Genomic DNA, 24,456 nt, shown 5'->3' with positions numbered 1-24,456 from the left:
AGTCATTCAATTATTAAGCTAGACCAGTGACATTCGCAGAAAAATGTCCCCGGTTTTGGTTGGCTTATTTTTTCAATACTAATGTCCAATGCTTTAGGTGACGAGTCTTTTTTCATTTTTATAATAACTTCATGAAAATGATAATCAGCAATTTTTTGTTCAATGATTGTGAAATCATTCTTTATTAAAAAAGAAACTAATTCAGTTATTGGCTGACAAACCTCAATGTCATCTATTCTCATGATTACTCTAATCCTATTGGATTTTCAGTTGGACGTAATACTGACGGGAAGTCTTCTACAAAATACTGAGTGGCCCCACCTTCACCAAAATGAGGGTTAGCTTTAGCGGTTGAAGTAGCTATCTTAGTATCCTGTAAAACCTCATACGTCTGCACTTGTGGTATGTAGCCATAGATATCATGAGGCTTAACCTGTGTTATTTTTCCAAGAGCAACTCTTTAACCTCCAGCAATCTCTAAGCTAGCGCCTGACAAATAAAATTCAGATTGTCTCGGGACGGCGCCGTAGATAGTATCGCCTTTTTGCAATTTGCCAATCATCAACTCCAGGATAATCACCTTTACCTTGCCACTTCGAAGCTTTGTCAGTGATATCCGTTTTACATTACCCCAATGGGTCCAAAAATTTCAGCGGATCATTAACGTAACTATAGGGGCTCATTCCCCCCGCAAGCCCTATCGGGTCGGCCGAAATGTACTCCCCAGTCTCCTCTTCATAGTACCGAAAACGGTTGTAGTACAACCCGGACTCTTCATCCTCATACTGCCCCGGAAAACGCAGGCGGCAGACGGGCGCATCGTCTTTGTTGATGCCTTCTTCCCGGCCCCAGAGCTGCTGTTTTCCCTGCCAGATAATGGTTCCGTCTTTGATCAATAGTTCCTAAATACAGTCGGTGAAGTCGGTCACGGTGTAGTGTAGTTGTGACATTTCATAACGTAATCAGCTTCAACTGTCCTACAGCATAAAGTCAATGGGTGCTTTATTTATACGTCGTGGCTGTTTGCGTACAGTGTTATTCCACTCCCAATTAACTGCTTTTGTAGCTTTTGTAGCTTTTGTAGCTTTTGCAGCTTTTGCTGGAGAATATCAATAGTGTGGGTTTAAGCTTGCGTATTTATCAGCAAGCTGTTCGTTATTATTTAATGAATCTAATTGGAAAATCCAAAATCCAAATAACCTTCTGAGCTAATTACAAAACACCATTTAGTATCAAGATTAAAAAAGTAATGATGTTGAGGGACATGCTCTATTAATAAATCAAACATTGTATCAATTTTATCGGCTGATATTGCCAGAGCAAAATCCAATGATGAATCATTGATGTAATGGATTTTTTTTGAGTTATAAATGAAATCCCTCAGATATTTACAGGAGAATTTTTTAACTAAGGAAGGCCAACATTTTTTATCCTCCCCAAGTTCTTGATGCATATGTTTAGTCGTTTTTTTCCAATCGATTTTTGAACCCACCCAGTTGAACATTCCGGATAGTGAATCAGCAATAGGTTCCCAGTTATCAATTATTTCTGGAGCATCCGGGAGTTTTGTAATTTGCAATCTAATTTCATCATTTAAAGTCATTCACCTCTCCTCGGCTTTGTGGGGTGATCATACCGGTCTTGATGTTTTGTCGTTGTCGGTTCAGTTGCATCAAATTGATAGTGTTCCCCTTTTTCTTTGCCACTGAACACATTGATATGTGCACCACTTCTCTCGTCATATTCAACCCTAAAACCTGTTTTTCCATCTGCAGTTGTCATCCCTACAGCTTTTCCTTTAGTGGCCCCAAATTTACCAGTATTAACTCTCTCTGCTTTAAAATCTTTAGCCTCTAGCCATTGTAACGCTTTATTCATGGCTTGCTCAAATGACTCCTTACAACAAACTAGTCCCAGTGGATCTATCCACCCCAACGGATTTTTGACATACCCGTATGGATTCACTCCACCCGAAAGCCCGATCGGGTCCGGACTCAGATACTGCGCCGTCTCCGCATCATAGTACCGGAAACGGTTGTAGTACAACCCTGATTCTTCGTCCTCGTACTGCCCCGGAAAACGCAGGCGGCAGGCGGGAGCATTGTCCTGATTTCTGCCTTCCTCCCGCCCCCATAGCTGCTGTCTGCCTTGCCAGACAATGGTCCCGTCTTCGGTCAGAAGCTCCTGGATACGCCCGGTGATATCCGTGACGGCATAGTGCAGCTGTCCCTTTTCATGGCGCGCAAACGGAGTGAAACTACCGGGCTCATATATCCAGCGAATGGCGTTGTCGTGGTCTGGCTGACTGTTAGTACCGACCGGGATTTCTTCCGTCAGCTGGTCGCCGCTCCAGTGAAAATCCATCCCTGGTTTAGCGTGGCTGGTGCAGCGTTTGCTGATGCGCCGGCCATACGGGTCGTACCGGTATTCCCAGCGTTCACCGTCCGGGGTTTCGAGGCCCGTGAGCTGGCTCCGGGCGTCCCAGCGATAGCGCCACTGCTGGGGGCGGTAGCCGCCTTTATCAACCAGCTTCTCCACCAGACGGCCGTTAACATCGTATTTCCAGGTGATGTTGTGAGCGTTGACCACCCGGACGAAGTGTCCTTCTTCTGGTTTGCCGGTATCCGGATTGATGCGGGATGTCGAGTGACGCCAGCCCCGGTGTTCGCTGGATGTCACCCGGCCATGCCGTTGCTGCAGATGGGTTTCACTCTCCAGAACCTCATTGACCCAGGTCTGTCGGCGGGTGATGTTGAGGTTTTTGTCGTATGTGAAGCGCTCCTCACGCATCGGAATGTGACGGTTGCCGGTCCAGGTGGCGTGGCTTATCTGGTCGTTGGCTGTCAGGGTGTTGAAGGCCGTACCGCGCAGGGAGTCCGTTATCATCGTCATGTTGAACGCTTTGTCGTACAGCCATTCCCGCGCCAGACTTTTATTGCGCTCGTGCGGTCCGGCGCGGTGGTCTCCGGCTTTCTGCTGCGTCAGCATGCCGGTGGGCGTGTAACCCTGTTGCTGACAGAACCCGGCGTCGCTGCGGCGGACGGTTTCCTGACCGCGCAGGTCATATTCAAAGGTAAGCTGCGCGTGGTCGTTGAGCTGCCATGCCTTCAGCTCACCCATCAGACCACGGGTGAAGCGCTCGGTGATGCTGCCGGTCGTACGCTGTGTGACGAAATCACGTTGTTCATCGTAGCCGTACTCCGTGCGCCTGCCGTTCAGGGTTTCGGCGATGAGGTGGCTGGCGTCGTCATACTCATACGTGACGGTGGCATCGTCATTTTTAGCCTCCACCAGACGGCACAGGGGGTCATAGCGGAAGGTGGTGGTGCTGAGGATGCGGTCACTGTCGCCCTGCGTGACTTCCTCATCCGTCACCTGGTCGGTCACGTTATAGCGGCGGTTGAGATGCGTGCCATCAGGGAAAGTGGTGCGAATACAGCGGCCAGCGGCATCATATTCATAGCGCAGCGTGCGCCCGGTGAAGTCGGTTTCGGCAGTCTGCTGCCCGGCCTTGTCGTATTCCAGCCTGTAGCGCTCGCCTGCTGCACTGGTGATTTCTGTTAAACGGGTGAGCCTGTCGTAGCGACATGTCAGCCGTTCGCCGTCCGGGCGGATGACGGCGGCCAGCAGGTCAAAGGCACCGTATTCATATCGGGTGATTTTCCCTTCACCATCGGTGAAGCTCTCCGGCAGTTTCTCGCTGTTCTGGCGCATCAGCTCGCGTACGCCGTCGGGGCGGTTGATTTCCTCAACGCTGCCCTGTGGCCCCGCGTGGGTTTTACTGTGACGGAACTGTGTGGTGAAACCCAGCGGGTCTTTCACGCTTAGCAGGCGGCCGAGAAAATCGGTTTCGGTGTGAGTGACACCGCCATCAGGGGCTACGGTTTCCTGAACCTGATGCAGGGCATCATGATGCCATACCCAGGTGGCACCATTGGGCAGCATATGGGTCAGCAGGTCGCCCTGTGCGCTGTGGCTGAACTGCTGCTTGCGGCCCTGCGGGTCGGTGAGAGTGACCACGCTGCCGTTGTCGTCGTAGTCCCACCGCCACACCTGGTCGCCCGGGGCTCTCAGGCGGGTCAGCTGTCCGTTTTCGTTGTAGTCGTAATACAGACTGTATCCGCCCGGGAGGGCGACCTGACGGATGCCGCCTTCACGGTTGTAATCATATTTTGTGATGCGCCCGAGCGCGTCGGTGCGGGACTGAAGTTGGGTGTTGTCCCAGACGGAGTGCTCTTCGCGCCCCAGCGGGTCGATGCTGCGGGTGACGAGTCCGTCGTCGTTATACCAGTAGCGGGTTTCGCCGCCTTCGGCATCAAGGTAAGTGGTGCAGCGCTCTTCGTCGTCATAGACGAAACGGTCATCGTAGTAGCCTTCCGTTGACAGCGTGCTGATGGCCCGGCCCTGTGCGTCATAGCCAATATCGACACAGGTTTTATCGGTGTCTCGCCAGCGCGTCATAAAGCCTTCAGGCGAGTACTCATGCCACAGATGGGTAAACTGGAAGGTCTCACATTCGGCGAGAAAACCCTGCTCGTCGTACTGGCAGGTGACCATGCGCTGGCGCTGCGGGGTTGCGAGGTCGATGTTCATTAACCGGGATTGTTGCCAGTCAAGTTCGAGCCTATAGCCGTCGCTGTGGTGGATGGCCGTCAGCAAATCGTCGGTGTAAAGGAAATCAGCCCGGTTGCCGTGACGGTCGTGCAGGGCGGAGAGCCGACAGGCGCTATTTTGCGTCAGCGTAAACTGTTGCGTCAGCTGCGAACGGCGGTCGAAGAGTGACAGCCCGTCGTGCAGACTGCCGGAAAGTCGGTAATGGGCCTGGCGGCCATTCACTGCATCACGGAAAATACCGTCCTGCGGAATGGGATAATAGAGCACCACGCCTTCGGCGTCGGTGAAGTGCAGATTATCACCGTGCAGGGTCAGTGAGCATGACCACTCATCGGTCCATTTAGGACCGAAAATACCGCTGCCTTTTGCCTTTGAGCGATAAAAGCGGGAAAGTGACAGGGGAAGTGAACCGGGCAGGGAAAGGACGCTGAAATGCTGGAGAAAATCACCGGTTCCGGCATCGACGGGGTCACCGGGTTTGGTGCACATGCCGCTGAAAACACCTTCTCCTTCGCCTTCCAGTACTTTGATTTTCCCACTGATATTGGCGCCGTCCATTGTTGCACTACCGGCTGTTCTTAGCGCAAAGCCCATGACCAGACTTTGTGCTACAGTCATCAATGCCCTGTTTTGAGGGGTATCCGCTGCATTATAGGTCTCGAGAGCCTCCCCCCCAATCTGTTCTGCCGCGTTCCGTGCAGCTTCCGGAGTCGTGTTGTAGTAACCGGACGCATAGAGCATTGCACCGATTTGCTGGCTGTTCATCACCCCGTCTGGCGTATGGTCAGTCGTAAAATCCTTAAAGGCTTCCCTTGCCTGCTCGTCGTCAGGCTGTGACTCCGCTTGTTTTTTATAGAGATTTTTCAGGCCGTCTGTGTAGCTTTGTTCTTCTGCTGTTTCGGGCACCACAACCGGATCGGCCTGACTGGCTGGCACGCTGGCGGCAGGAGGCTGACCCAAAATAATGCCCGTGGTATTGCGGGCATTCATCCAGAACTTATCGAGGTGCCGCAGAACCGGTTTTCCTCCGACATGCACTGTGGTGCTAGATTCCAATGGCTCACAGATATCACCCACGGTGCCGCTTTTAATGCCCTTAGCGACACCCGGTTCATCACCTTTGGTTTTGGGAATAAAGCTCTGATTCAGCACCAGTACCGGGCAGTCGTTAGCCAGCACGTCAGGTACCGTCAGCACTGAACTCACCATATCGGCAGTAACCGGATAGGGGACAGGCGGGGTCGCTGGCCCCATCGGGGTTTTACAGACGTCCGGCGTGGTGCTGACTACCGTCCACGACGCATCCTGACGTGCGATATAATTCAGCGCCATATTGATTCTCCTTCCATGCTGTAGCGTGCTTCCATTGCCCGTACTGGCGAATTGGCTGGCAGCAAATAACGCCATGTCAGCGCTACCGTGAGAGCATCGGTATCAATGACTAATGTGTCGACCCACATTTTCTGGGGTGCTAACGCCCCCGTATTCGTCCGCAGCAAAATAACGGCCTGGTTTGCGGGCAGCGTGAAGGTGATGTCCCCATCAGGATGCAGCCCCTGAAGGGTGATTGTTGAACTGGGTTCAGGAAAGGGAATTTGCTGATTGCCCGGTGCGCTGTTCCAGTAACTAAAATTGAAATCATCAGGCAGGTTGGGATGGCGGTTTTCCAGCCATTCCCGGTCATAAGTGCCAGCCAGCGGCAGACGCGGCAACCAGGTTCGGCTGATACAGCCAAAACCCGCAGGCTGAAATTGAGGCGCAGACCAGTCGGCTTTTCCGCCCAGGCAGGCAAAAAAATGAGCAAGAGTGAACGGGCTGTCAGTGGCGATAATTCGCGGCGCTTCAACCTGGTGAATGTCACAGGCTTTCAGGTACCACGGCTGCGTATAACCCAGCCCCAGCGGATTCACTTCGCAGGCGATGTGCGCCAGTGGCGGGTGATCCTGGTCAGGATGTTCGCGGAGCTGGGCCTCGGTAAGGCGGTATTGTTCAGGGATTCGGCTGGCATACTTACTGTCAGCCACCACGCGACATTCGCCGCCAAAGGCATGGCGGTAATCCAGTGGCAGGGAGGTGAACGGCTCGGGTTCTGTTTCACTCCACTGGCCCGTGAGTGCCTGACGCTGGTAAAAACGTTTACCCATCACCCGTAATTTTTTGTCCAGAATGACTTCATCCGTGGGTGAACGCATCAGCACGCCCACTGTCATTTCTGGTATTGTGCCGCCGCCCGGTGTGTAAGCGGTTCCGTTGATGATGATGTCACAGGCGGGTTTAAAGGGGGCAAGGTCGCTTTCACGAAGCACAGGGGAGTTATTCATTTCCCCGACGAACTCATCCTCCACGCACAAAGGTAATGGAGGACTTTCCATCAGTTGTGGCTGCCATTGTCCACTCTCGTCCTGCTTAAGTTTGAAGCCGGTTTTCATGACAACGACACGATGGCGCTCATTATGTTGGTCATCCATGGCGTATTCCATTACTGAAAACGGCGTCAGATTACGAAATTCCATTTTTCACGCCTTAGTTAATGAGAACGTCTTTGCCTTTGATAGTGGCCGGACCGCTGGCCGTAAATTCAAATGCTGTCCCGGTAATAGTGACCTTCCCTCCAGCCTCCAGCGTGATAGAGCTGGCGCCACACGTCAGTTCGATTTTCTCGGCAGAATGGACGGTGGCGGCGTTCGTAACGTCGAGTGAATAGCTCTTGTTCACGGTGATTTGCTGATCCTTGATTACGGTTTCAGTATCATTCCCGGTGATCGTGGTCTCTTGATCGCCGCCAACGGTTTTCGTGCGATTCTCAGTGACATCCAGCGTCTGGTTGTTCTGCACGGTAATGGTCTGATCATTGGCAACGGTGACTTTCTGATCGTGACCGCCTTCTTTTTTGCTGCCGACATTCACTGTCTGACCGACGATGACCGTAATCGCCTGATTGTTCTTCACTGTTTCAGTGTGATCGTGGTCTACCGTCGTCTTCCGGTCATGCAGCACCTCGGTTTCCATGTCCTTCTGGGCATGGATGTAGACCTGCTCTTTGCCGGTCGCATCTTCAAAACGAAGCTCGTTAAACCCACTGCCCATGTAAGTTTTCGAGCGGATAGTCATCTGGGTTTTGGTGCCGGGCAGGCCACCGGGGGAGGTATTATCCGCGTGATAGGTGCGCCCCATAATGATGGGCTGGTCCGGGTCTCCGTTGAGGAAATCGACAATCACTTCCTGGTTGATGCGCGGGATAGCCAGGTTGCCAAACCCTGCGCCTGCCCACGCCTGCGATACCCGCACCCAGCAGGAACTGCTCTCATCTTTCGGGTTATACCTGTCCCAGTGAAACTGCACACGCACGCGGCCATGTTCGTCGCAGAAGATTTCCTCTCCTGCAGGGCCGGTGACGATGGCGCTCTGTGGACCGTCGACTTTGGGTTTAGGGAGGGGGGATGTGGGAGCATCTGCTGGAGTGGCTGGTGCAGAAACGCGCCCGTCAGCCGCTGAACGGTCTCATCCTGACTCTGGATTTCCCCGATCTTTTGACGGCTGATAAACGCCGCCGCGAGTACCTGCTACAGATGCTGCGCAGCCGTTTACAGGACGTGCGCCAGCATCTTCACTGCCAGTTACCCGTCTACGTGGTGCTGACCCGGCTCGATTTGTTGCACGGATTTTCCGCGTTATTTCAGTCGCTGGATAAGCAGGGGCGTGACGCCATCCTTGGCGTCACCTTCACCCGTCGCGCCCACGAGAATGATGACTGGCGCGGCGAACTGAACAGTTTCTGGCAGACATGGAGCGAGCAGCTGAACCATGCTCTGCCCGACCTGATGCTGGCGCAGAACCACACTCGCAGTGCTCTGTTCAGTTTCGCCCGTCAGATGCAGGGCAGCAGGGAGCCGCTGGTGGCTCTGCTTAACGGCCTGCTGGATGGCGAAAACATGGACGTCATGCTGCGCGGCGTCTATCTCACGTCATCGCTGCAGCGCGGCCAGATGGATGACATTTTTATGCAGTCTGCAGCCCGTCAGTATGGGCTTGGCAGCAGCCCGCTGGCGGCCTGGCCGCTGGTGGATATGGCTCCCTATTTTACGCGTAACCTGTTTCCTCAGGTACTGCTCGCAGAACCCAATCTGGCGGGCGAGAGCTATTCCTGGCTAACTAACGCCCGCCGTCGCCTGACGGTCTTCTCGGTTGCGTCGGGTATGGTCGTCGTGCTGCTGACCGTCGGATGGCACCATTATTACAATGACAACTATGCATCGGGCATTCAGGTGTTGAAGCAGGCGAACGCCTTTATGGCCGTTCAGGCACCGAAGGGCATGGATGAGTACGGCAATCTGCAGTTGCCGCTGCTGAATCCGGTCCGCGAAGCCACTCTGGCCTACGGCGACTGGGGAGATCGCAGTCGTCTGGCCGATCTGGGGTTATACCAGGGCAGACGCATCGGGCCGTACGTAGAACAAACCTACCTGCAACTGCTGGAGCAGCGTTATCTCCCATCCTTGCTCAACGGACTGGTCAAGGATATGAACGCGGCACCGCCAGAGAGCGAGGAAAAACTCGCTATTTTGCGCGTGATTCGCATGCTCGAAGATAAAAGCGGACGCAACAATGAAGTCGTGAAGCAATACATGGCGAAGCGCTGGAGTGAAAAATTCCACGGCCAGCGTGATATCCAGGCCCAGTTGATGTCCCATCTCGATTACGCGCTGGCGCACACCGACTGGCACGCCGAGCGCGAGGAGGGAGACGGCGACGCCATCAGCCGCTGGATGCCTTACGACAGCCCGGTGGCTGCCGCTCAGAAAGAACTCAGCAAATTACCGGTCTACCAACGTGTTTATCAGAGCCTGAAAACGCGGGCCCTGGGAGTGCTGCCTGCCGACCTGAACTTACGCGACCAGGTCGGGCCGAGCTTTGAACGGGTATTTACCTCTGCGGAGGATGACAAACTGGTGGTCCCTCAGTTCCTCACCCGCTACGGTCTGCAAAATTATTTTGTAAAACAGCGGGATGAACTGGTGGAACTCACCGCAATGGACAGTTGGGTGCTGAACCTGACCCGCAGCGTGAAGTACAGCGATGCCGATCGCACGGAGATCCAGCGTCAGCTCACCGAGCAATATCTCAGCGACTACACCGCCACATGGCGAGTCGGGATGGACAATCTCAACGTCCGCGATTATGAGTCCATCGCGCAGTTGACCGGCGCGCTGGAGCAAGTGATTAGCGGCGACCAGCCGCTCCAGCGGGCGTTAACCGCTCTGCGTGACAACACTCAGCCTATCGTTCTGTCGGAAAAACTTTCAGACTCGGCGCGCGAAGAGGCCCTGGCTGAACCAGACTATCGCCTGCTGACCCGGCTCGGGCATGAATTTGCACCGGAGAACAGCGCACTGGCCGTGCAGAAAGATAAAGAAAACACGATGCAGGCGGTTTATCAGCAGTTAACCGAGTTACATCGTTATCTGCTGGCGATACAGAACGCACCCGTACCGGGGAAATCCGCCCTGAAAGCAGTACAGATCAGGCTGGATCAGAACAGCAGCGATCCAATTTTTGCCACGCGTCAGATGGCGAAAACCCTGCCTGCACCGCTCAATCGCTGGGTGGGTAAGCTCGCCGACCAGGCCTGGCATGTGGTGATGGTGGAAGCCGTTCACTATATGGAAATGGACTGGCGTGACACCGTGGTGAAACCCTTTAACGAGCAGCTGGCGAATGCCTATCCGTTTACCCCTGACGCCAGGCAGGATGCATCCCTCGATGCGTTTGAACGCTTCTTTAAACCGGATGGAGTGCTGGATACGTTTTATCAGCAGAACCTTCGCCTGTTTATGGAAAACGATCTTAGCCTGGAGGACGGCGACAATGCGGTCATCATTCGCGAGGACATCCGCCAACAGCTGGATGCCGCGCAGAAAATCCGCAATATTTTCTTCAGCAAACAGAATGGGTTAGGGACACAGTTTGCGGTGGAAACCGTATCGCTTTCGGGCAACAAACGCCGGAGCGTGCTGAATCTCGACGGCCAGTTAGTCGACTACAGCCAGGGGCGCAACTACACCGCGCACCTGGTATGGCCAAACAATATGCGCGAAGGCAATGAAAGTAAGCTGACGCTGATTGGCACCAGCGGAAACTCGCCGCGCAGTATCAGCTTCAGCGGGCCGTGGGCACAGTTCAGGCTACTGGGCGCGGGGCAGTTAACCGGCGTTCAGGACGGCACATTCAGCGTACGTTTCAACGTTGATGGCGGGGCGATGGTTTACCGGGTGCATACCGATACGGAAGACAACCCGTTTGCCGGTGGGCTTTTCAGCCAGTTCCGGCTGCCGGACACGCTGTACTGAGGAGGCAGGGATGAGTAGCAATCACGCACTGACACAGACCATCATGACCGGCAGCGATCCGCGGGATCTGCCGGAGTTCAGCGCCATTCGGGAGGAGATTAACAAGGCCAACCATCCGTCGCAGCCGGAGCTGAACTGGAAGCTGGTGGAGTCGCTGGCGCTGTCGATCTTTAAAACAAATGGGGTGGATCTGCATACCGCAACTTACTACACCCTGGCCCGGACCCGCTCGCAGGGCCTGGCAGGTTTCTGCGAAGGCGTCGAGTTGCTCGCGGCGATGATCAGCCATGAGTGGGAGACCTTTTGGCCGCAAAGCGGCCCGGCGCGCACCGAGATGCTGGACTGGCTCAACATCCGCACTGGCACGATTCTGCGTCAGCAAATCGCCTTTTCGGAGTCTGACCTTTCGCTGCTATACCGCACCGAACGCGCATTGCAGCTTATTTGCGACAAACTTCAGCAGGTGGAACTCAAACGGCAACCGCGTGTGGAAAACCTTCTGTATTTTGTGCAGAACACGCGCAAAAAGTTCGAGCCACAGCCCAGGCACAGTGCAGATACAGCGGCACAAAACCCCGTCAGAACGCTGGTTTATGCCCCAGAGAGTGCGCCATCCACGGCAGAGGTCATTCCCCCACTGCCCGATCTACCTGAAATGAAGGTGCAGGTGCGCGGACTGACAGACGGCAAGCGCGTGAAAGAGGGCAGTACTTTCAAAGGCTTTATTGCGGGTATGGCCAGTAGCGTCGCGATTGCTGCTGCACTTTGGTGGTGGCAGGTGTACCCCACGCAGCAGGTGCTCGCACAGGTCAACGACAGCGTGCAGGGTGCGGCGACGGTCTGGCTGGCCTCGCCAGAGCTGGGAAGTTATCAACGCAGACTTGAGCAACAGCTCGGATCCTCCTCGCTACAGCCGCTGGAGATCGGGATGCAGATAATGCGCACCGCAGATAGCCGATGGCCGGAAAGTCAGCAACAGCAGCAGGCGACTGCCAGATGGAATGAGACGTTAAAAACCCGCGCGCAAAACAGCCCGCAGCTCAGGGGCTGGTTGCAAACGCGGCAGGATCTACGCGCTTTTGCCGATCTGGTAATGAGACGTGAAAAAGAGGGGCTGACGCTTTCGTATATCAAAAACGTGGTCTGGCAGGCGGAGCGAGGGTTAGGCCAGGAAACCCCACTAGAATCCCTGTTAACGCAATATCAGGACGCGCAGGCGCAGGGCCAGAATACCGACACGCTGGAAAAACAAATCAACGAGCGGCTGGATGGAATATTAAGCCGCTGGCTGTTGTTGAAAGCCCATTCCCAGCCGGAAGCGGCAACGACTAATACAGGTGCCGGGGAATAACCCTGGCCGGAGGAGTTTATTATGGCAAATCTTGTTTATCTCACACTGAACGGTGACCTGCAGGGACTGATTTCGGCAGGCTGTTCATCGCAGGACTCTATTGGTAATAAAGCGCAGATTGCGCATACAGATCAGATTATGGTGCTGGCTTTGAGCCATGGTTTGACAAGATCACAGAATGTTAACCATCTGACCCTGAGCATTCATAAACCCGTGGATAAATCTTCCCCTTTATTGAGCAAATCTATTACTGAAAATGAGTGCCTGACCTGCGATTTTGAGTACTATCGAACCAACCGTTTTGGTATTAATGAACTCTATTATAAAGTGAAGCTGATTAAAGCTCGTATCTCGAGTATTCATACTGATGTGCCTCATACGATCACCAACAGCCAGGGACAGCCAGAAGAAACAATATCGTTCACCTATGAAAGCATTACCCAGGAACACTGCATCGCAGGAACCAGTGCATACAGTTTGTGGGAAGAGCGAATTTTCTAAATAATAATTAAAGAGATGAGGCGTAAAGGAGTGGTGTGAGGGTGTAAATCATCTTGTATAACTAAATCCTCCCGCGTCGGTTTGTGACGCGGAGGAGTTATAACCAATTTTTTGTGAGAGTTTAAATTACTGGCGACATGAAAAACGCATTTACCTGTACCGATTCGCCAGATCCTTAACCATAGATGCATAAGTGTTTTGCTTCAACTGAGTTATTTGCTGGTCGATAGCATCCGTACTGACTTTTTTATCCGTAAGAGGTGGCATCACTTTATATTCGTAGTTCACTGGTGACCAGGCTGCCCATTCGCCCGTTGCCACGTCCACAAGGGTAAATCGCACCAGGTAACGCAGTGAGGCTGTGTTCGTTACCTTTTCATTTTTATAGTCTGACCAGACAGTGGTTTTGGTGGCGGGATCATATTTACCCGACTGCAGTAAATCCTGATAAACGATGATGGCTTTCTGATGGCCTTTTGCTGCCACATAGCGTAGAGCCTGCATCCAGTTCATATTCTCTGCGATGACAGCTTCATTGTTTTCATCTTTTTCTTTGTTACAGGAAATCACTTTCTGTCGGTCAGGTATACCTGAGAACGTTGCCACGGAATAATACTGACTCATCTCCTGCTGCATAAGCGTCTCGGGTGCGCGACTACCGGATTGTACCAAAATGATTTTTGAATTTAGTGGCACATGGAATTCGTCTTCTTCGAGTGCTGCCTGAATATCCTCTTCAGTCACTGCCAGTGTGGTTTCGTTGCCAAAAATATCTTTATCCGTTAATTGGACAGAAGCGTTTTTATTGACGTTACTCTCCGTACCTGACACACCTGTTTTTTTCGCGTCAATAGGGGAGTGGACTGCGCATCCTGTGAGTAAAAGTGCTGACATATATAGCAATGCTATTGACCTGAAATTCATAATTCGCTCCCTGAATGATAATTAAATTATTCCGCTGATATTTTATATGTTGTGTTGATTATATACCTGCATCTGGCGTTGGCAAAATGGAATAAATATATTCATTTGCTCAATGCATTTAATAGGAGTGTGTTTGGGGGGTGTCTATTTTAATAGCACTTCGTTTTCAGCCTTACATAAAACGGCTCTGGTTTAATCGAGGAGAGTGGGGCTAAGGATAAGGGCCTGGACAGGTCTGAAGAACCTCAGAATCCCAAAAGCAAAAACCCGCCACGAGGGCGGGTTCTTTAAATAGTGGTGCCCGGACTCGGAATCGAACCAAGGACACGGGGATTTTCAATCCCCTGCTCTACCGACTGAGCTATCCGGGCAACGGGGCGCATTAAACCCGATTGGGCATCCGGCGTCAACGAAATTTGTCGATTTCGCAACGGAGTGCACACTCTCTCACCACTTTGATGACAACTTAGGCGAAAAAGTGCGTCCACAGGGCTGAGAGCGGCATCGCGAGCACCAGTGCGGGCAGCATATTCACCACCGCAAACATTTTAATTCCGCAGATTCGAAGTCCTGTTGCCAGGAGCAACAGGCCGCCCACGGCGGTGAAGTCTGCCATCATCGCCGGTGTGGTGAGCGGCAATATCAGCGTGGCACAGGTGGCGAGCGCCAGCTGAATCATTAGCATCGGCACGCAAATCGCCGCGACGGCAATGCCTAACGTGGTGGCGAAAATGGTGGCGGTGAAGAAATCAAGAAACGCCTTAGCAATCAGAATGCTGGGGTCGCCGGTCATCCCTTCCTGCATCGAGCCAAATATCCCCGTCCCGCTAGCGCAAAACAGGATGATGATGGCCACATAGTTCTGAATAAAGGTCTCATGCGTTCCGCTTGCGGCTTTTCCTGGGCGAGAGATAAGGTTTTTGGCCTTACTGACCGCGCCGTTGATGCCTTTCTCGAGGTAACAAAACTCACCGATCAGTGCGCCGAGCAGGGTTGCAAGCACCATCACCGGCAGATTGGCGCATTTGATGACCAGCAAAATGCCGATGCCGAGTGACGCCAGCCCAAAGATCGAGGGCATGGAAGTGCGAATACGTTCAGGTAATCTCTGGCTTAATACCGCGCCGAGCACGCCACCGAGTAGTACGGCACCGGCATTAATAAAGGGTCCAATAACCAAAATACACTCCCGCTATTTAATCATTGATATTGCATTATTATTACATGAGGAAGGCGGAGAACGGGTAGCTTTCGCTGCCTGAAATGCATAAAGTTTCTGTCTTGCACCTCAAAATAAAAGGTGACATTATTGCGCGAATTTTCTCCTCCTGTCTGGATCTCTTCTCCCCTTGAAACGGGTCTCTACGCCTATGAAATCACTAAAAATTGCCGTCAGCCATGAGCTGATTTCCACTCTGTCCACGCACCGTGAAGTGGTGGCGCTGGACAGTACCGATTTTACGGATGTGGCGGCAGTCGTCATTACCCTGGCCGAGAGCCGCAGCGGCATTCTCGCGTTACTGAAACGCACAGGGTTCCAGCTCCCGGTGTTTATCTTCTCGCAGGAGACAGATGTTGCGCCAGAAGGCGTCATGGCAGTCATCAGCGGTAAAGCGCAAGAGTTCCTGGAACTGGAAGCGGCAGCCTGTCGCTATGAAGAGAACTTACTGCCACCTTTTTTTGACACCCTGAGCCAGTATGTGGCGATGAACAACAGCACTTTTGCCTGCCCTGGCCATCAGCACGGAGCCTTCTTCAAAAAGCATCCGGCGGGGCGTCAGTTCTTCGACTTTTTTGGCGAAAACGTTTTTCGTGCGGATATGTGTAATGCAGACGTCAAACTCGGGGATCTGTTGATCCACGAGGGTTCCGCCAAAGATGCGCAAAAGTTCGCGGCGAAAGTGTTTAACGCGGATAAGACCTACTTTGTGCTTAACGGAACGTCCGCGGCCAACAAGGTCGTGACCAATGCACTGCTGACGCGCGGCGATCTGGTGCTGTTTGACCGCAATAACCACAAATCCAACCACCACGGGGCGCTGATTCAGGCGGGGGCCACGCCGGTTTATCTGGAGGCGGCGCGTAATCCGTTTGGCTTTATCGGCGGTATCGACGAAAACTGTTTTGACGATGCATATCTGAGCGAGATGATCCGCGAAGTGGCGCCGGAAAAAGCCGCTGAAGCTCGACCGTTCCGCCTTGCGGTGATCCAGCTCGGCACTTACGACGGCACGATCTACAACGCCCGTCAGGTGATCGACAAGATTGGCCACCTGTGCGATTACATCCTGTTTGACTCCGCGTGGGTCGGTTACGAGCAGTTTATCCCGATGATGGCCGATAGCTCACCGCTGTTACTGGAACTCAACGAGAACGATCCGGGAATTTTTGTGACCCAATCGGTGCATAAGCAGCAGGCCGGGTTCTCGCAAACGTCGCAGATCCATAAAAAGGACAACCACATTCGCGGTCAGGCGCGGTTCTGCCCGCACAAGCGTCTGAATAATGCCTTCATGCTCCACGCTTCCACCAGCCCGTTTTATCCGTTATTCGCCGCGCTGGATATCAACGCCAAAATCCATGAAGGGGAGAGCGGGCGCAGGCTGTGGGCGGAGTGCGTCGAGCTCGGTATTGAGGCGCGCAAAGCGATCATCGCCAATTGCAAGATGATCAAACCCTTCATTCCGCCGGTGGTGGCGGGGCGGCCGTGGCAGGATCACCCGACGCATGCGATTGCCAGCGAGCGTCGTTTCTTCAGCTTTGAGCCGGGCGCGAAGTGGCACGGCTTTGAGGGTTACGCTGACGAGCAGTATTTTGTCGATCCCTGCAAGCTCTTGCTGACCACGCCGGGCATTGACGCGGAAACGGGCGATTACACGGGTTTTGGCATTCCTGCGACGATCCTCGCCCATTACCTGCGTGAGAACGGCATCGTACCTGAGAAGTGCGATCTGAACTCCATTCTGTTCCTGCTGACGCCCGCAGAAAGCGCCGAGAAAATGGCACAGCTGGTGGCGATGCTCGGGCAGTTTGAGCAGCACATCGAAGACGACACGCCGCTCGCCGAGGTGCTGCCAACCATCTTCAATAAGTACCCGGTGCGCTATCGCGACTATACGATTCGCGACCTGTGCCAGGAGATGCACGATCTGTACGTCAGCTTTAACGTGAAAGATCTGCAGAAAGCGATGTTCCGCAAAGCGAGTTTGCCTGCGGTGGTGATGAATCCGCAGGATGCGAATCAGGCCTATATTCGCGGTGACGTGGAGCTGGTGCGTATCAGCGAAGCCGAAGGGCGCATTGCGGCCGAAGGCGCGCTGCCATATCCGCCGGGCGTGCTGTGCGTGGTGCCGGGAGAAGTCTGGGGCGGCGCGGTGCAGCGCTATTTCCTGGCGCTGGAAGAGGGCGTGAATCTGCTGCCGGGCTTCTCGCCTGAGTTGCAGGGCGTGTACAGCGAGAAAGATGCGGACGGGATTAAGCGGTTGTATGGGTATGTTTTGAGGTAGTTTTCCCCTCACCCTAACCCTCTCCAAAAGGAGAGGGGACCATGACCGTAGGCCGGGTAAGGCGCAGCCGCCACCCGGCTTTTTTCACTCCGCACTCCGCCGATACATCCGCCGCGGATGACCAATCTTCCCGTACAGCATCTCCACGCTTAAAAACCCCGCATCCACGCAGTGCTCCAGATAGCGCCGGGTCGTGGTTTTGCTCAGCCCTGTTTCGTTTACCACTTCATCCACGGAAAAACAGTGCGTCGCCTTGTCGTTGAACAGGGTTTGCACCCGCGCCAGCGTGTTCTCTTCGATCCCTTTGCTCCCGCTGTCCAGGCGGTAGTTTTTCGCCTGCAGCTGATACAGCGAATCCACGTTTTGCTGATCGACAATCTTCCATACCCGCTGCTGCTCCGCGAACTGCACGAAGCGCTCCAGCGACTGGCTGAGCCGTTTCCAGGAAACAGGTTTCAGAATGTAGTCGAATGCGCCGTTGCGGATCGCCAGGCTACAGGTGTCCATGTCGCTGGCGGCGGTGATAAAAATCACCGAGCAGTTGGCATGCACCAGCAACGGGTTGCTGATCAGGGTGATGCCTTTGCCGTCCGGCAAATAGTTATCGAGCAAAACCAGCTGCGGTTGCAGGCTGGAAAGCAGGGTCTGAGCCTCGGCGAGAGAAGAGGCGATCCCCACCAGCCGCAGGCGCGGATGTTTGCTAATCAGTTCCGCGTGAAGTTGTGCCAGTTCGTTCTCATCTTCAACGATCAATACGTCGATATGTTCATGTTGCATAGTCAGTCTCTTCCAGTTCCTGAACGGGGCGCGGCGGAGTTCCCGTGGCGGGAATAAACAGCGAGAAAATCGCGCCCCGAGGCGAGTTATCGGCAACCTCAACGGAGCCGCCAGCCTGGGTGACATAGCTTTCGATCAGGTACAGGCCGATACCGTGATCGCCACGCGTTTTGGTGGTGATGCCGCGCTCAAAGATCCGCTCGCGGATCTCGGGCTTAATGCCGACGCCATGATCTGCCACTTCAATAATCAGCTCCCGATCGTTGAGCTTGATCAGCACTTCCACCGGTTCATGGGGATGCGGTGCGCGCTGGGTGGCTTCGATAGCGTTATCCAGTAAATTCCCAATGATGGAAATCAGTTCCGCTTCGAGCAGCGGAGCAAAAGACTTGTCCATCCGACAGGCGGGATCGAAGTTCAGTTCAACGCCTTTCTCGCGCGCTCGGGCCGCTTTCCCCAGCAGCAGGCCGCACAGCGTCGGCGAGCTAAAGCGCGAGGAGATAAAGTCCAGCAGCTCCTGGGCGTGTTCCGATTGCGCCTGAATAAAGCCAATCGCCTCTTCGTAGCGCCCCATATGCAGCAATCCTGACAGCGTCGTCATACGATTCAACTGCTCGTGGCGCATGATGCGCAGGTTATCGACGTAGCGTTTAACCTGGCTGAGCTGGGCGCTCAGAGAGTCGATCTCGTTGCGATCGCGGAAGGTGATCACCCAGCCTTGCAGGGAGTCCTCGAGCATGATCCGCACGCGGCTTCCGATCACCGTCAGATCGTTAAAGCGGCAGATCTCATCGTGCGTATCTTTCGCCAGCATGGTCTGCGGTGCAAAGAACGGCACCGGAGCGATGACCTGGCTAATCGGCTGCCCGCGCAGTTCCCGTGCGGGTTGCAGCAAACCAAGTAAATTACGCGCCGCCTGGTTGATCACTTCGATCCGGTAGTTATCATCGATAGCGATCACCCCTTCGTAGATCGACTCCATCATCGCTTTTTGCTGTCGTACCAGTAAGCCAATCTCGCGCGGTTCGAGGGAGAAGATCTGTTTCTTGATACTGCGGGTGAAAAACCACGAGAAGACAAACAGGGCAATCAGCAGCAGCACCGCGGCAATCATAATGTTCACCACTTTGCTGACGGTAATGGTATCGAGATAGCTGGTGAGATACCCGACAGAGACAATCCCTACCACTTCTCCCGCATCGTTGAAAATCGGCGCTTTGCTGCGCAACGAAATCCCCAACCCCCCCTTGCGGATGGTGGTGGTGCTTTTCCCGTGCAGCACCTCCTCGTTATCCCCGCCGACCAGCGTTTTACCGATACGATCTGCAAACGCAGAATGGAACAGGTGCAGACCTTTATTGTCACCAATGACAATAAAGCTGGCATCGCTGCGCACCGCTATTTTGAACATAAATTCACGAATGGCTTTGATATCCTTTTTTTCCACCTCTTTGCGCAAGGTGGGAATAATCGCAATCTCCTCCGCCTGTATTTTGGCGCGCGTGCTCATCTCCTGATAAAGCTGCCTGCCGACGTCGACATAATAATATCCACCCAGTAATGCAAAGAGCACTGAGAAAAAGACGACCAGCGAAATAAAGAGCTTAATCTGAAACGACACTTTCATGACTATCACGCACGGTATCAACAGGGAGTGCCAATATATCATCTTTTTCCCGCTAACCACGGGCTTTGCCTGAAACTTGTGATCATTTCCACAGCGCTGATCGCAAAACAAAAATAGAAAATTCAGGCGTGTCCTAATGCTAATTTAACAATGTTATTTGTTTGTACAATCTGGAAAAGAAACCATAAAAACCACGGCAATAATTACGGCATTAATCACATTAAATAAAAGAAACCATTAAAACCATAGAGGCCATTAAAACTTCGGTTTTAATATGCCTTTCCTCACATTAAGTAAGCCTTTGCGACTCTACGCTTAACGGACAAATAACCAAGAGGCTTAATTATGAGCACTACTGACGATTCTTTCTCTGTTACCCACGACCCGATTGATATTCAGCGGCCGTCGCTCAAAGAGCGCTGGTGGCACATTATGGATACCTGGAAAGTCGGGATCATTCCTTTGCCGCTGTTTGTGTTAGCCGGTGCGTTGATCGCCATTGATTGCCTGGGCGGTAAGCTGCCGAGCGACATCGTGGTGATGGTCGCCACCCTCGCGTTCTTCGGTTTTGCCTGCGGCGAGTTCGGCAAGCGCCTACCGATTGTCGGCAAACTCGGTGCGGCGGCAATTTGCGCCACCTTTATCCCGTCGGCGATGGTCTATTACGGCCTGCTGCCGGACGTGGTGGTCGAGTCCACCACCAAGTTCTACAAATCTACCAACATTCTCTATCTCTACATCTGCTGCATCATTGTCGGCAGCATCATGAGCATGAACCGCACGGTGCTGATTCAGGGCTTCTTGCGCATTTTCTTCCCGATGCTGTGCGGCGAAATCGTCGGCATGATCGTCGGGATGGGCGTCGGCATGGCGCTCGGTCTTGAGCCGTTCCAGATCTTCTTCTTTATTATTCTGCCGATCATGGCGGGCGGGGTAGGCGAAGGGGCGATTCCGCTCTCCATCGGCTATGCCACGCTGCTGCACATGGATCAGGGCGTGGCCCTCGGTCGCGTTCTGCCGATGGTGATGCTGGGTGGCTTAACCGCCATTATTATCTCCGGCTGCCTGAACCAGCTGGGCAAACGCTATCCGCACCTGACCGGCGAAGGTCAGCTGATGCCAAACCGCGCTAATGCCGACGCCAGCGTGTCACAACCGGCCTTCTCCGGCAAAGCGGACGTGACCACCATTGCCTCCGGCGCACTGCTGGCGGTGCTGCTCTACATGCTGGGGATGCTCGGTCACAAGCTGATTGGCCTGCCTGCTCCGGTTGGCATGCTGTTTGTGGCGGTGCTGGTGAAGCTCTGCAACGGCGCGTCTCCACGCCTGCTGGAAGGTTCTCAGGTGGTGTACAAATTCTTCCAGACCTCCGTGACCTACCCAATTCTGTTTGCCGTTGGCGTGGCGATCACCCCATGGCAGGAACTGGTCAATGCCTTCACCGTCAGCAATCTGCTGGTGATTGTCAGCACCGTCTCCGCGCTGGTGGCGACCGGGTTCTTCGTCGGTAAAAAGATTGGTATGCACCCGATTGATGTCGCCATCGTCTCCTGCTGTCAGAGCGGGCAGGGCGGTACTGGCGACGTGGCGATTTTGACCGCAGGCAACCGTATGAGCCTGATGCCGTTCGCCCAAATTGCTACCCGAATTGGCGGCGCGATTAACGTCTCCGTCTCGCTGCTGGTTCTGGGCAACTTCCTCGTCTAAGTCTTCAGGAAAGAATAATGAAACTCGCAAGTTTTCTGTATCAGGGTAAACGCAGCTACGGCATCGTGCAGGCCGACGGAGTGGTGGATTTAGGTCGCCGTCTGGGCGATCGCTACAGCGACCTCAAAGCGCTATTGCAGGGTAACGGCCTGGCGGATGCCACGCGTTATCTCAGCGACGCCGTGGATATTCCGATGAGCGCCATCACCTTTTTGCCGGTGATTGAGCAGCCGGAAAAAATCCTCTGCGTGGGCATGAACTACGCCGACAAACGCAAAGAGTTTGACCAGCACAACCCGGCCCCGACGCTGTTCGTTCGCTTTGCGGATTCACAGACCGGGCACAATTCGCCGGTGCTCAAACCGCGCCACTCCTGTGAATTTGACTACGAAGGCGAGCTGGCGGTGATCATCGGTAAAGGCGGCGAGAACATCCGCCGTGAAGACGCCCTGCGCCACGTCGGCGGCTACAGCTGCTACATGGACGGTTCCGCCCGCGACTGGCAGCACACCTGGTTCACCGCCGGAAAAAACTGGCGGCAGACCGGCGCGTTCGGCCCGTGGATGGCCACCGCCGATGAGATACCGGACCCGCACAGTCTGGCGATCCGCACCTGGCTCAATGGCCGCATGGTGCAGGAAGACAACACCAGCAGCATGATCCACAAGGTCGCGGAGCTGATCGAATACATCAGTACCTTTACCCGCCTCAGCCCAGGCGACGTGATCATCACCGGATCGCCGGGCGGCGTGGGTAAGAAACGCAACCCGCCACTGTTTATGAAAGAGGGCGATCGTATTGAGGTGGAGATCGAAAATATCGGTCATCTGAGCAATGTGATCATGGAAGCACCCGCGCAAACCCTGGCGGCAGCGCACTGATTAAGGCGGCAGCATGCACTCGCAACTCCCTATCGACTTTCGCCATACGATTGTCGCGCAACACCCGGAACGCTTAAGCCAGATTCGCTATCTGCTGGCGGACAGCGGCCTGGGGCTGGACAACGACATCACGCTGTTTGTGGAGGCCTGGTCCGGCACGCAGTTAGTGGGATGCGCAGGGCTCGCTGCCAATGTCATCAAGTGCGTGGCGGTCGATGAAAAGCTAAGGGGCGCGAATCTCAGCGCTCGTCTGCTGGCCGAAGTGGAAAACGCTGCGCTGGCGCGCGGCCATTTTCACCTCTTTCTCTGCACCCGCCCGTGCAACAAAGAGCGCTTCGCCCGCAGCGGTTTCTGGCCGATTGCCCAGAGCGGCAACAACGCGGTGCTGCTGGAAAACACGCCGCAGGGTATCGAGCGTTACTGTCGCTCGCTGCAACGTAGCCGCAAGTGCGGGGAAAAAATCGGCGCGATAGTGATGAACGCCAATCCGTTCACCCTCGGGCATCGACATCTCGTGGAGCAGGCGGCGAACCAGTGCGACTGGCTGCACCTGTTCGTGGTGCGCGAAGATGCGTCGTTCTTCCCGTTTTGCGACCGTCTGGAGATGGTCCGCGCGGGTGTGGCACATCTGCCAAATGTCTCGGTGCAAGAAGGGTCGCAGTACATCATCTCCCGCGCCACCTTCCCGGCCTATTTCCTCAAAGAGACCGGGAAGGTGCAGCAGGCGTGGAGCGAAATCGACGTACTGATTTTCCGCGACTTTATCGCCCCCGCGCTTGGGATCACCCATCGCTTTATCGGCTCGGAGCCGTTTTGCGACATCACCCGTCAGTACAACCAGACGCTGCATCAGCTCCTCGCAGCGGAAATCGAGGTGGTGGAAATGCCGCGCATCAAGGCGACAGGAAACGCTATTTCGGCGTCAGAAGTGCGCCGTTTACTCAAGACACAGCAGTTTTCCCGCATTCGGGAAATTGTCCCGGAGTCCACTTTCGCGCATCTCGAAGCGCACTACAGCGCGAGCGCGGAAGTCGCATAACTATCAGGAATTTATCATGAATATTGTAAGGGAGGCGCTGGCCGGAACGCAGGAGTCCAGCGACCTGATGGTGAAAATCGCCCCCGCCCACGGCGAGCTGGAGATTGTCATCCACAGTGAAGTGATTAAGCAGTTTGGCGAGCAGATCCGCCAGGTGGTCGATGAAACTCTGCGCGCCATGGACGTGCGCCAGGGGCTGATTATCGTTGAAGACAAAGGGGCGCTGGACTGTGTGATCCGCGCCCGCCTGCAAAGTGCGCTGATCCGCGCCTCAGAAACGCAGCAGATCGACTGGAGCAAAATGTCATGAATAAACTCCGTCGCAGTATGCTGTTTTTACCGGGTGCCAACGCCGCCATGCTCTCTACCGCGTTTATCTATCGCCCTGACTCCATCATGTTTGACCTCGAAGACGCCGTGGCCCTGCGCGAGAAAGACACCGCACGCCTGCTGGTCTTCCACGCGCTGCAGCACCCGATGTATCAGGATATCGAAACCGTGGTCCGCATCAATCCGCTGAGCACGCCGTTTGGTCTGCTGGATCTCGAAGCGGCGGTGCGCGCGGGCGTGGACGTGATCCGTCTGCCGAAAACCGACACCCCGGAAGATATCTTCGAGCTGGAAGGCCATCTGGAGCGCATTGAGCGCGAGTGTGGCCGCGAAGTCGGCTCAACGCGCGTAATGGCGGCGATTGAATCGGCGATTGGCGTGATTAACGCCGTGGCGATTGCCCGCAGTTCCCCGCGCCTGATCGGTATCGCCCTGGCGGCGTTTGACTACGTGATGGATATGCAAACCGAACGCGGCGACGGCACCGAGCTGTTCTATGCCCGCTGCGCCGTGCTGCACGCGGCGCGCGCCGCCGGGATCGACGCCTTCGACGTGGTGTGGTCAGACGTCAACGACGAAGCCGGGTTCCTGCGCGAAGTTAACCTGATCCGCAAGATGGGCTTCAACGGCAAATCGCTGATCAACCCGCGCCAGATCGACCTGCTGCACAACGCCTACGCGCCGACTCAGCAGGAAGTGGATCACGCGAAGTTAGTGATCGAAGCGGCAGAAGAGGGCGAACGCAACGGCCTGGGCGTGGTGTCGCTCAACGGCAAAATGGTCGATGCGCCGATTATTGACCACGCGCAGAGGGTGCTGGAACGCGCCGCTGCCTCCGGCGTGCGTCGCTAA

The 24,456-nt window shown here is 54.5% G+C and carries 17 protein-coding genes, 1 tRNA gene and 2 pseudogenes; 9 read left to right on the top strand and 11 right to left on the bottom strand.

Features of this window, described 5'->3' with window-relative positions:
• Window positions 1–2: 2 nt before the first annotated feature.
• The 6 genes and pseudogenes from U9O48_RS18715 to U9O48_RS18690 all read right to left on the bottom strand — a co-directional run.
• Window positions 3–242, bottom strand: a complete 240-nt coding sequence (locus tag U9O48_RS18715) for a hypothetical protein (RefSeq protein WP_285148320.1) — start codon at window positions 240–242, stop codon at window positions 3–5.
• A gap of 384 nt (window positions 243–626) precedes the next feature.
• Window positions 627–896 (bottom strand): RHS repeat domain-containing protein, encoded by a 270-nt coding sequence (locus tag U9O48_RS18710; protein ID WP_285148321.1) that lies wholly within the window; start codon window positions 894–896, stop codon window positions 627–629.
• Window positions 897–1,171: 275 nt separating this feature from the next.
• On the bottom strand, window positions 1,172–1,603 hold the full coding sequence (locus U9O48_RS18705; protein ID WP_285148322.1) for a type IV secretion protein Rhs: 432 nt from the start codon (window positions 1,601–1,603) through the stop codon (window positions 1,172–1,174).
• Window positions 1,600–5,946, bottom strand: a complete 4,347-nt coding sequence (locus tag U9O48_RS18700; RefSeq protein ID WP_285148323.1) for a PAAR-like domain-containing protein — start codon at window positions 5,944–5,946, stop codon at window positions 1,600–1,602. Before U9O48_RS18700 ends, U9O48_RS18705 begins: the two co-directional genes overlap by 4 nt.
• Window positions 5,937–7,127: a DUF2169 family type VI secretion system accessory protein gene (locus U9O48_RS18695; protein WP_285148324.1), complete on the bottom strand. Its 1,191-nt coding sequence runs from the start codon at window positions 7,125–7,127 to the stop codon at window positions 5,937–5,939. Before U9O48_RS18695 ends, U9O48_RS18700 begins: the two co-directional genes overlap by 10 nt.
• 10 nt (window positions 7,128–7,137) lie before the next feature.
• Window positions 7,138–8,073: pseudogene (locus U9O48_RS18690) on the bottom strand (type VI secretion system Vgr family protein); the annotation flags it as partial.
• On the opposite strand from U9O48_RS18690, the pseudogene tssM reads away from it, so the two are divergent.
• The 3 genes and pseudogenes from tssM to U9O48_RS18675 form a co-directional block, all read left to right on the top strand.
• Window positions 8,055–10,961, top strand: a pseudogene (gene tssM, locus U9O48_RS18685) (type VI secretion system membrane subunit TssM); the annotation flags it as partial. The pseudogenes U9O48_RS18690 and tssM sit on opposite strands and share 19 nt — an antisense overlap.
• A gap of 10 nt (window positions 10,962–10,971) precedes the next feature.
• Window positions 10,972–12,312, top strand: a complete 1,341-nt coding sequence (locus tag U9O48_RS18680) for a type VI secretion system ImpA family N-terminal domain-containing protein (protein ID WP_324722972.1) — start codon at window positions 10,972–10,974, stop codon at window positions 12,310–12,312.
• Window positions 12,313–12,333: 21 nt separating this feature from the next.
• The gene (locus tag U9O48_RS18675) at window positions 12,334–12,813 is read left to right on the top strand and encodes an Hcp family type VI secretion system effector (RefSeq protein ID WP_103948140.1); all 480 of its coding nucleotides are present in this window, start codon (window positions 12,334–12,336) and stop codon (window positions 12,811–12,813) included.
• 150 nt (window positions 12,814–12,963) lie between these two features.
• Here U9O48_RS18675 and U9O48_RS18670 read toward each other — a convergent pair whose 3' ends face one another.
• The 3 genes from U9O48_RS18670 to U9O48_RS18660 all read right to left on the bottom strand — a co-directional run bounded on the left by U9O48_RS18670 (window position 12,964) and on the right by U9O48_RS18660 (window position 14,917).
• Complete coding sequence (locus U9O48_RS18670) at window positions 12,964–13,737, bottom strand: hypothetical protein (protein ID WP_324722971.1); 774 nt, start codon at window positions 13,735–13,737, stop codon at window positions 12,964–12,966.
• A gap of 295 nt (window positions 13,738–14,032) precedes the next feature.
• Window positions 14,033–14,108, bottom strand: a tRNA-Phe gene (locus U9O48_RS18665).
• Window positions 14,109–14,203: 95 nt separating this feature from the next.
• On the bottom strand, window positions 14,204–14,917 hold the full coding sequence (locus U9O48_RS18660) for a DUF554 domain-containing protein (RefSeq protein ID WP_282494373.1): 714 nt from the start codon (window positions 14,915–14,917) through the stop codon (window positions 14,204–14,206).
• A 190-nt stretch (window positions 14,918–15,107) separates the two neighbouring features.
• On the opposite strand from U9O48_RS18660, the gene U9O48_RS18655 reads away from it, so the two are divergent.
• On the top strand, window positions 15,108–17,243 hold the full coding sequence (locus U9O48_RS18655) for an ornithine decarboxylase (RefSeq protein ID WP_324722970.1): 2,136 nt from the start codon (window positions 15,108–15,110) through the stop codon (window positions 17,241–17,243).
• Between the two features lie 84 nt (window positions 17,244–17,327).
• On the opposite strand, the gene U9O48_RS18650 is transcribed toward U9O48_RS18655, so the two are convergent.
• Window positions 17,328–18,020, bottom strand: coding sequence for a response regulator (locus U9O48_RS18650; RefSeq protein ID WP_285153955.1), 693 nt, complete (start codon window positions 18,018–18,020; stop codon window positions 17,328–17,330).
• Window positions 18,010–19,647 carry a sensor histidine kinase gene (locus U9O48_RS18645; RefSeq protein ID WP_324722968.1) on the bottom strand — a complete coding sequence of 546 codons (1,638 nt, stop codon included), beginning with the start codon at window positions 19,645–19,647 and terminating at the stop codon, window positions 18,010–18,012. The genes U9O48_RS18650 and U9O48_RS18645 overlap by 11 nt, the downstream gene beginning before the upstream one ends.
• 345 nt (window positions 19,648–19,992) lie before the next feature.
• Between U9O48_RS18645 and U9O48_RS18640 the strand changes: the two genes are divergently transcribed.
• Genes U9O48_RS18640 through citE form a run of 5 tightly spaced genes read left to right on the top strand, consistent with a single transcriptional unit; the run spans window position 19,993 to window position 24,456 of the window.
• On the top strand, window positions 19,993–21,354 hold the full coding sequence (locus U9O48_RS18640) for a 2-hydroxycarboxylate transporter family protein (protein ID WP_324722967.1): 1,362 nt from the start codon (window positions 19,993–19,995) through the stop codon (window positions 21,352–21,354).
• Window positions 21,355–21,371: 17 nt separating this feature from the next.
• Window positions 21,372–22,235, top strand: a complete 864-nt coding sequence (locus U9O48_RS18635) for a fumarylacetoacetate hydrolase family protein (protein ID WP_324722966.1) — start codon at window positions 21,372–21,374, stop codon at window positions 22,233–22,235.
• Window positions 22,236–22,248: 13 nt separating this feature from the next.
• Window positions 22,249–23,274: a [citrate (pro-3S)-lyase] ligase gene (gene citC, locus U9O48_RS18630; protein WP_324722964.1), complete on the top strand. Its 1,026-nt coding sequence runs from the start codon at window positions 22,249–22,251 to the stop codon at window positions 23,272–23,274.
• A gap of 16 nt (window positions 23,275–23,290) precedes the next feature.
• Complete coding sequence (gene citD, locus U9O48_RS18625; protein WP_285143827.1) at window positions 23,291–23,584, top strand: citrate lyase acyl carrier protein; 294 nt, start codon at window positions 23,291–23,293, stop codon at window positions 23,582–23,584.
• Window positions 23,581–24,456, top strand: a complete 876-nt coding sequence (gene citE / locus U9O48_RS18620) for a citrate (pro-3S)-lyase subunit beta (RefSeq protein ID WP_103948147.1) — start codon at window positions 23,581–23,583, stop codon at window positions 24,454–24,456. The genes citD and citE overlap by 4 nt, the downstream gene beginning before the upstream one ends.

Origin of the sequence: Lelliottia sp. JS-SCA-14, from assembly GCF_035593345.1 — a bacterium.
In the GTDB taxonomy this organism is placed as follows: Bacteria; Pseudomonadota; Gammaproteobacteria; order Enterobacterales; family Enterobacteriaceae; genus Enterobacter; species Enterobacter wanjuensis.
This window is presented reverse-complemented; position numbering and strand designations above follow the sequence as displayed.

Coding starts and splice junctions, on each gene's coding strand:
- U9O48_RS18670 (WP_324722971.1), bottom strand. CDS start 13,737: ATGAATTTCAGGTCAATAGCATTGCTATATATGTCAGCACTTTTACTC.
- U9O48_RS18680 (WP_324722972.1), top strand. CDS start 10,972: ATGAGTAGCAATCACGCACTGACACAGACCATCATGACCGGCAGCGAT.
- U9O48_RS18650 (WP_285153955.1), bottom strand. CDS start 18,020: ATGCAACATGAACATATCGACGTATTGATCGTTGAAGATGAGAACGAA.
- citC (WP_324722964.1), top strand. CDS start 22,249: ATGCACTCGCAACTCCCTATCGACTTTCGCCATACGATTGTCGCGCAA.
- U9O48_RS18705 (WP_285148322.1), bottom strand. CDS start 1,603: ATGACTTTAAATGATGAAATTAGATTGCAAATTACAAAACTCCCGGAT.
- U9O48_RS18640 (WP_324722967.1), top strand. CDS start 19,993: ATGAGCACTACTGACGATTCTTTCTCTGTTACCCACGACCCGATTGAT.
- U9O48_RS18715 (WP_285148320.1), bottom strand. CDS start 242: ATGAGAATAGATGACATTGAGGTTTGTCAGCCAATAACTGAATTAGTT.
- U9O48_RS18675 (WP_103948140.1), top strand. CDS start 12,334: ATGGCAAATCTTGTTTATCTCACACTGAACGGTGACCTGCAGGGACTG.
- citD (WP_285143827.1), top strand. CDS start 23,291: ATGAATATTGTAAGGGAGGCGCTGGCCGGAACGCAGGAGTCCAGCGAC.
- U9O48_RS18695 (WP_285148324.1), bottom strand. CDS start 7,127: ATGGAATTTCGTAATCTGACGCCGTTTTCAGTAATGGAATACGCCATG.
- U9O48_RS18700 (WP_285148323.1), bottom strand. CDS start 5,946: ATGGCGCTGAATTATATCGCACGTCAGGATGCGTCGTGGACGGTAGTC.
- citE (WP_103948147.1), top strand. CDS start 23,581: ATGAATAAACTCCGTCGCAGTATGCTGTTTTTACCGGGTGCCAACGCC.
- U9O48_RS18635 (WP_324722966.1), top strand. CDS start 21,372: ATGAAACTCGCAAGTTTTCTGTATCAGGGTAAACGCAGCTACGGCATC.
- U9O48_RS18645 (WP_324722968.1), bottom strand. CDS start 19,647: ATGAAAGTGTCGTTTCAGATTAAGCTCTTTATTTCGCTGGTCGTCTTT.
- U9O48_RS18655 (WP_324722970.1), top strand. CDS start 15,108: ATGAAATCACTAAAAATTGCCGTCAGCCATGAGCTGATTTCCACTCTG.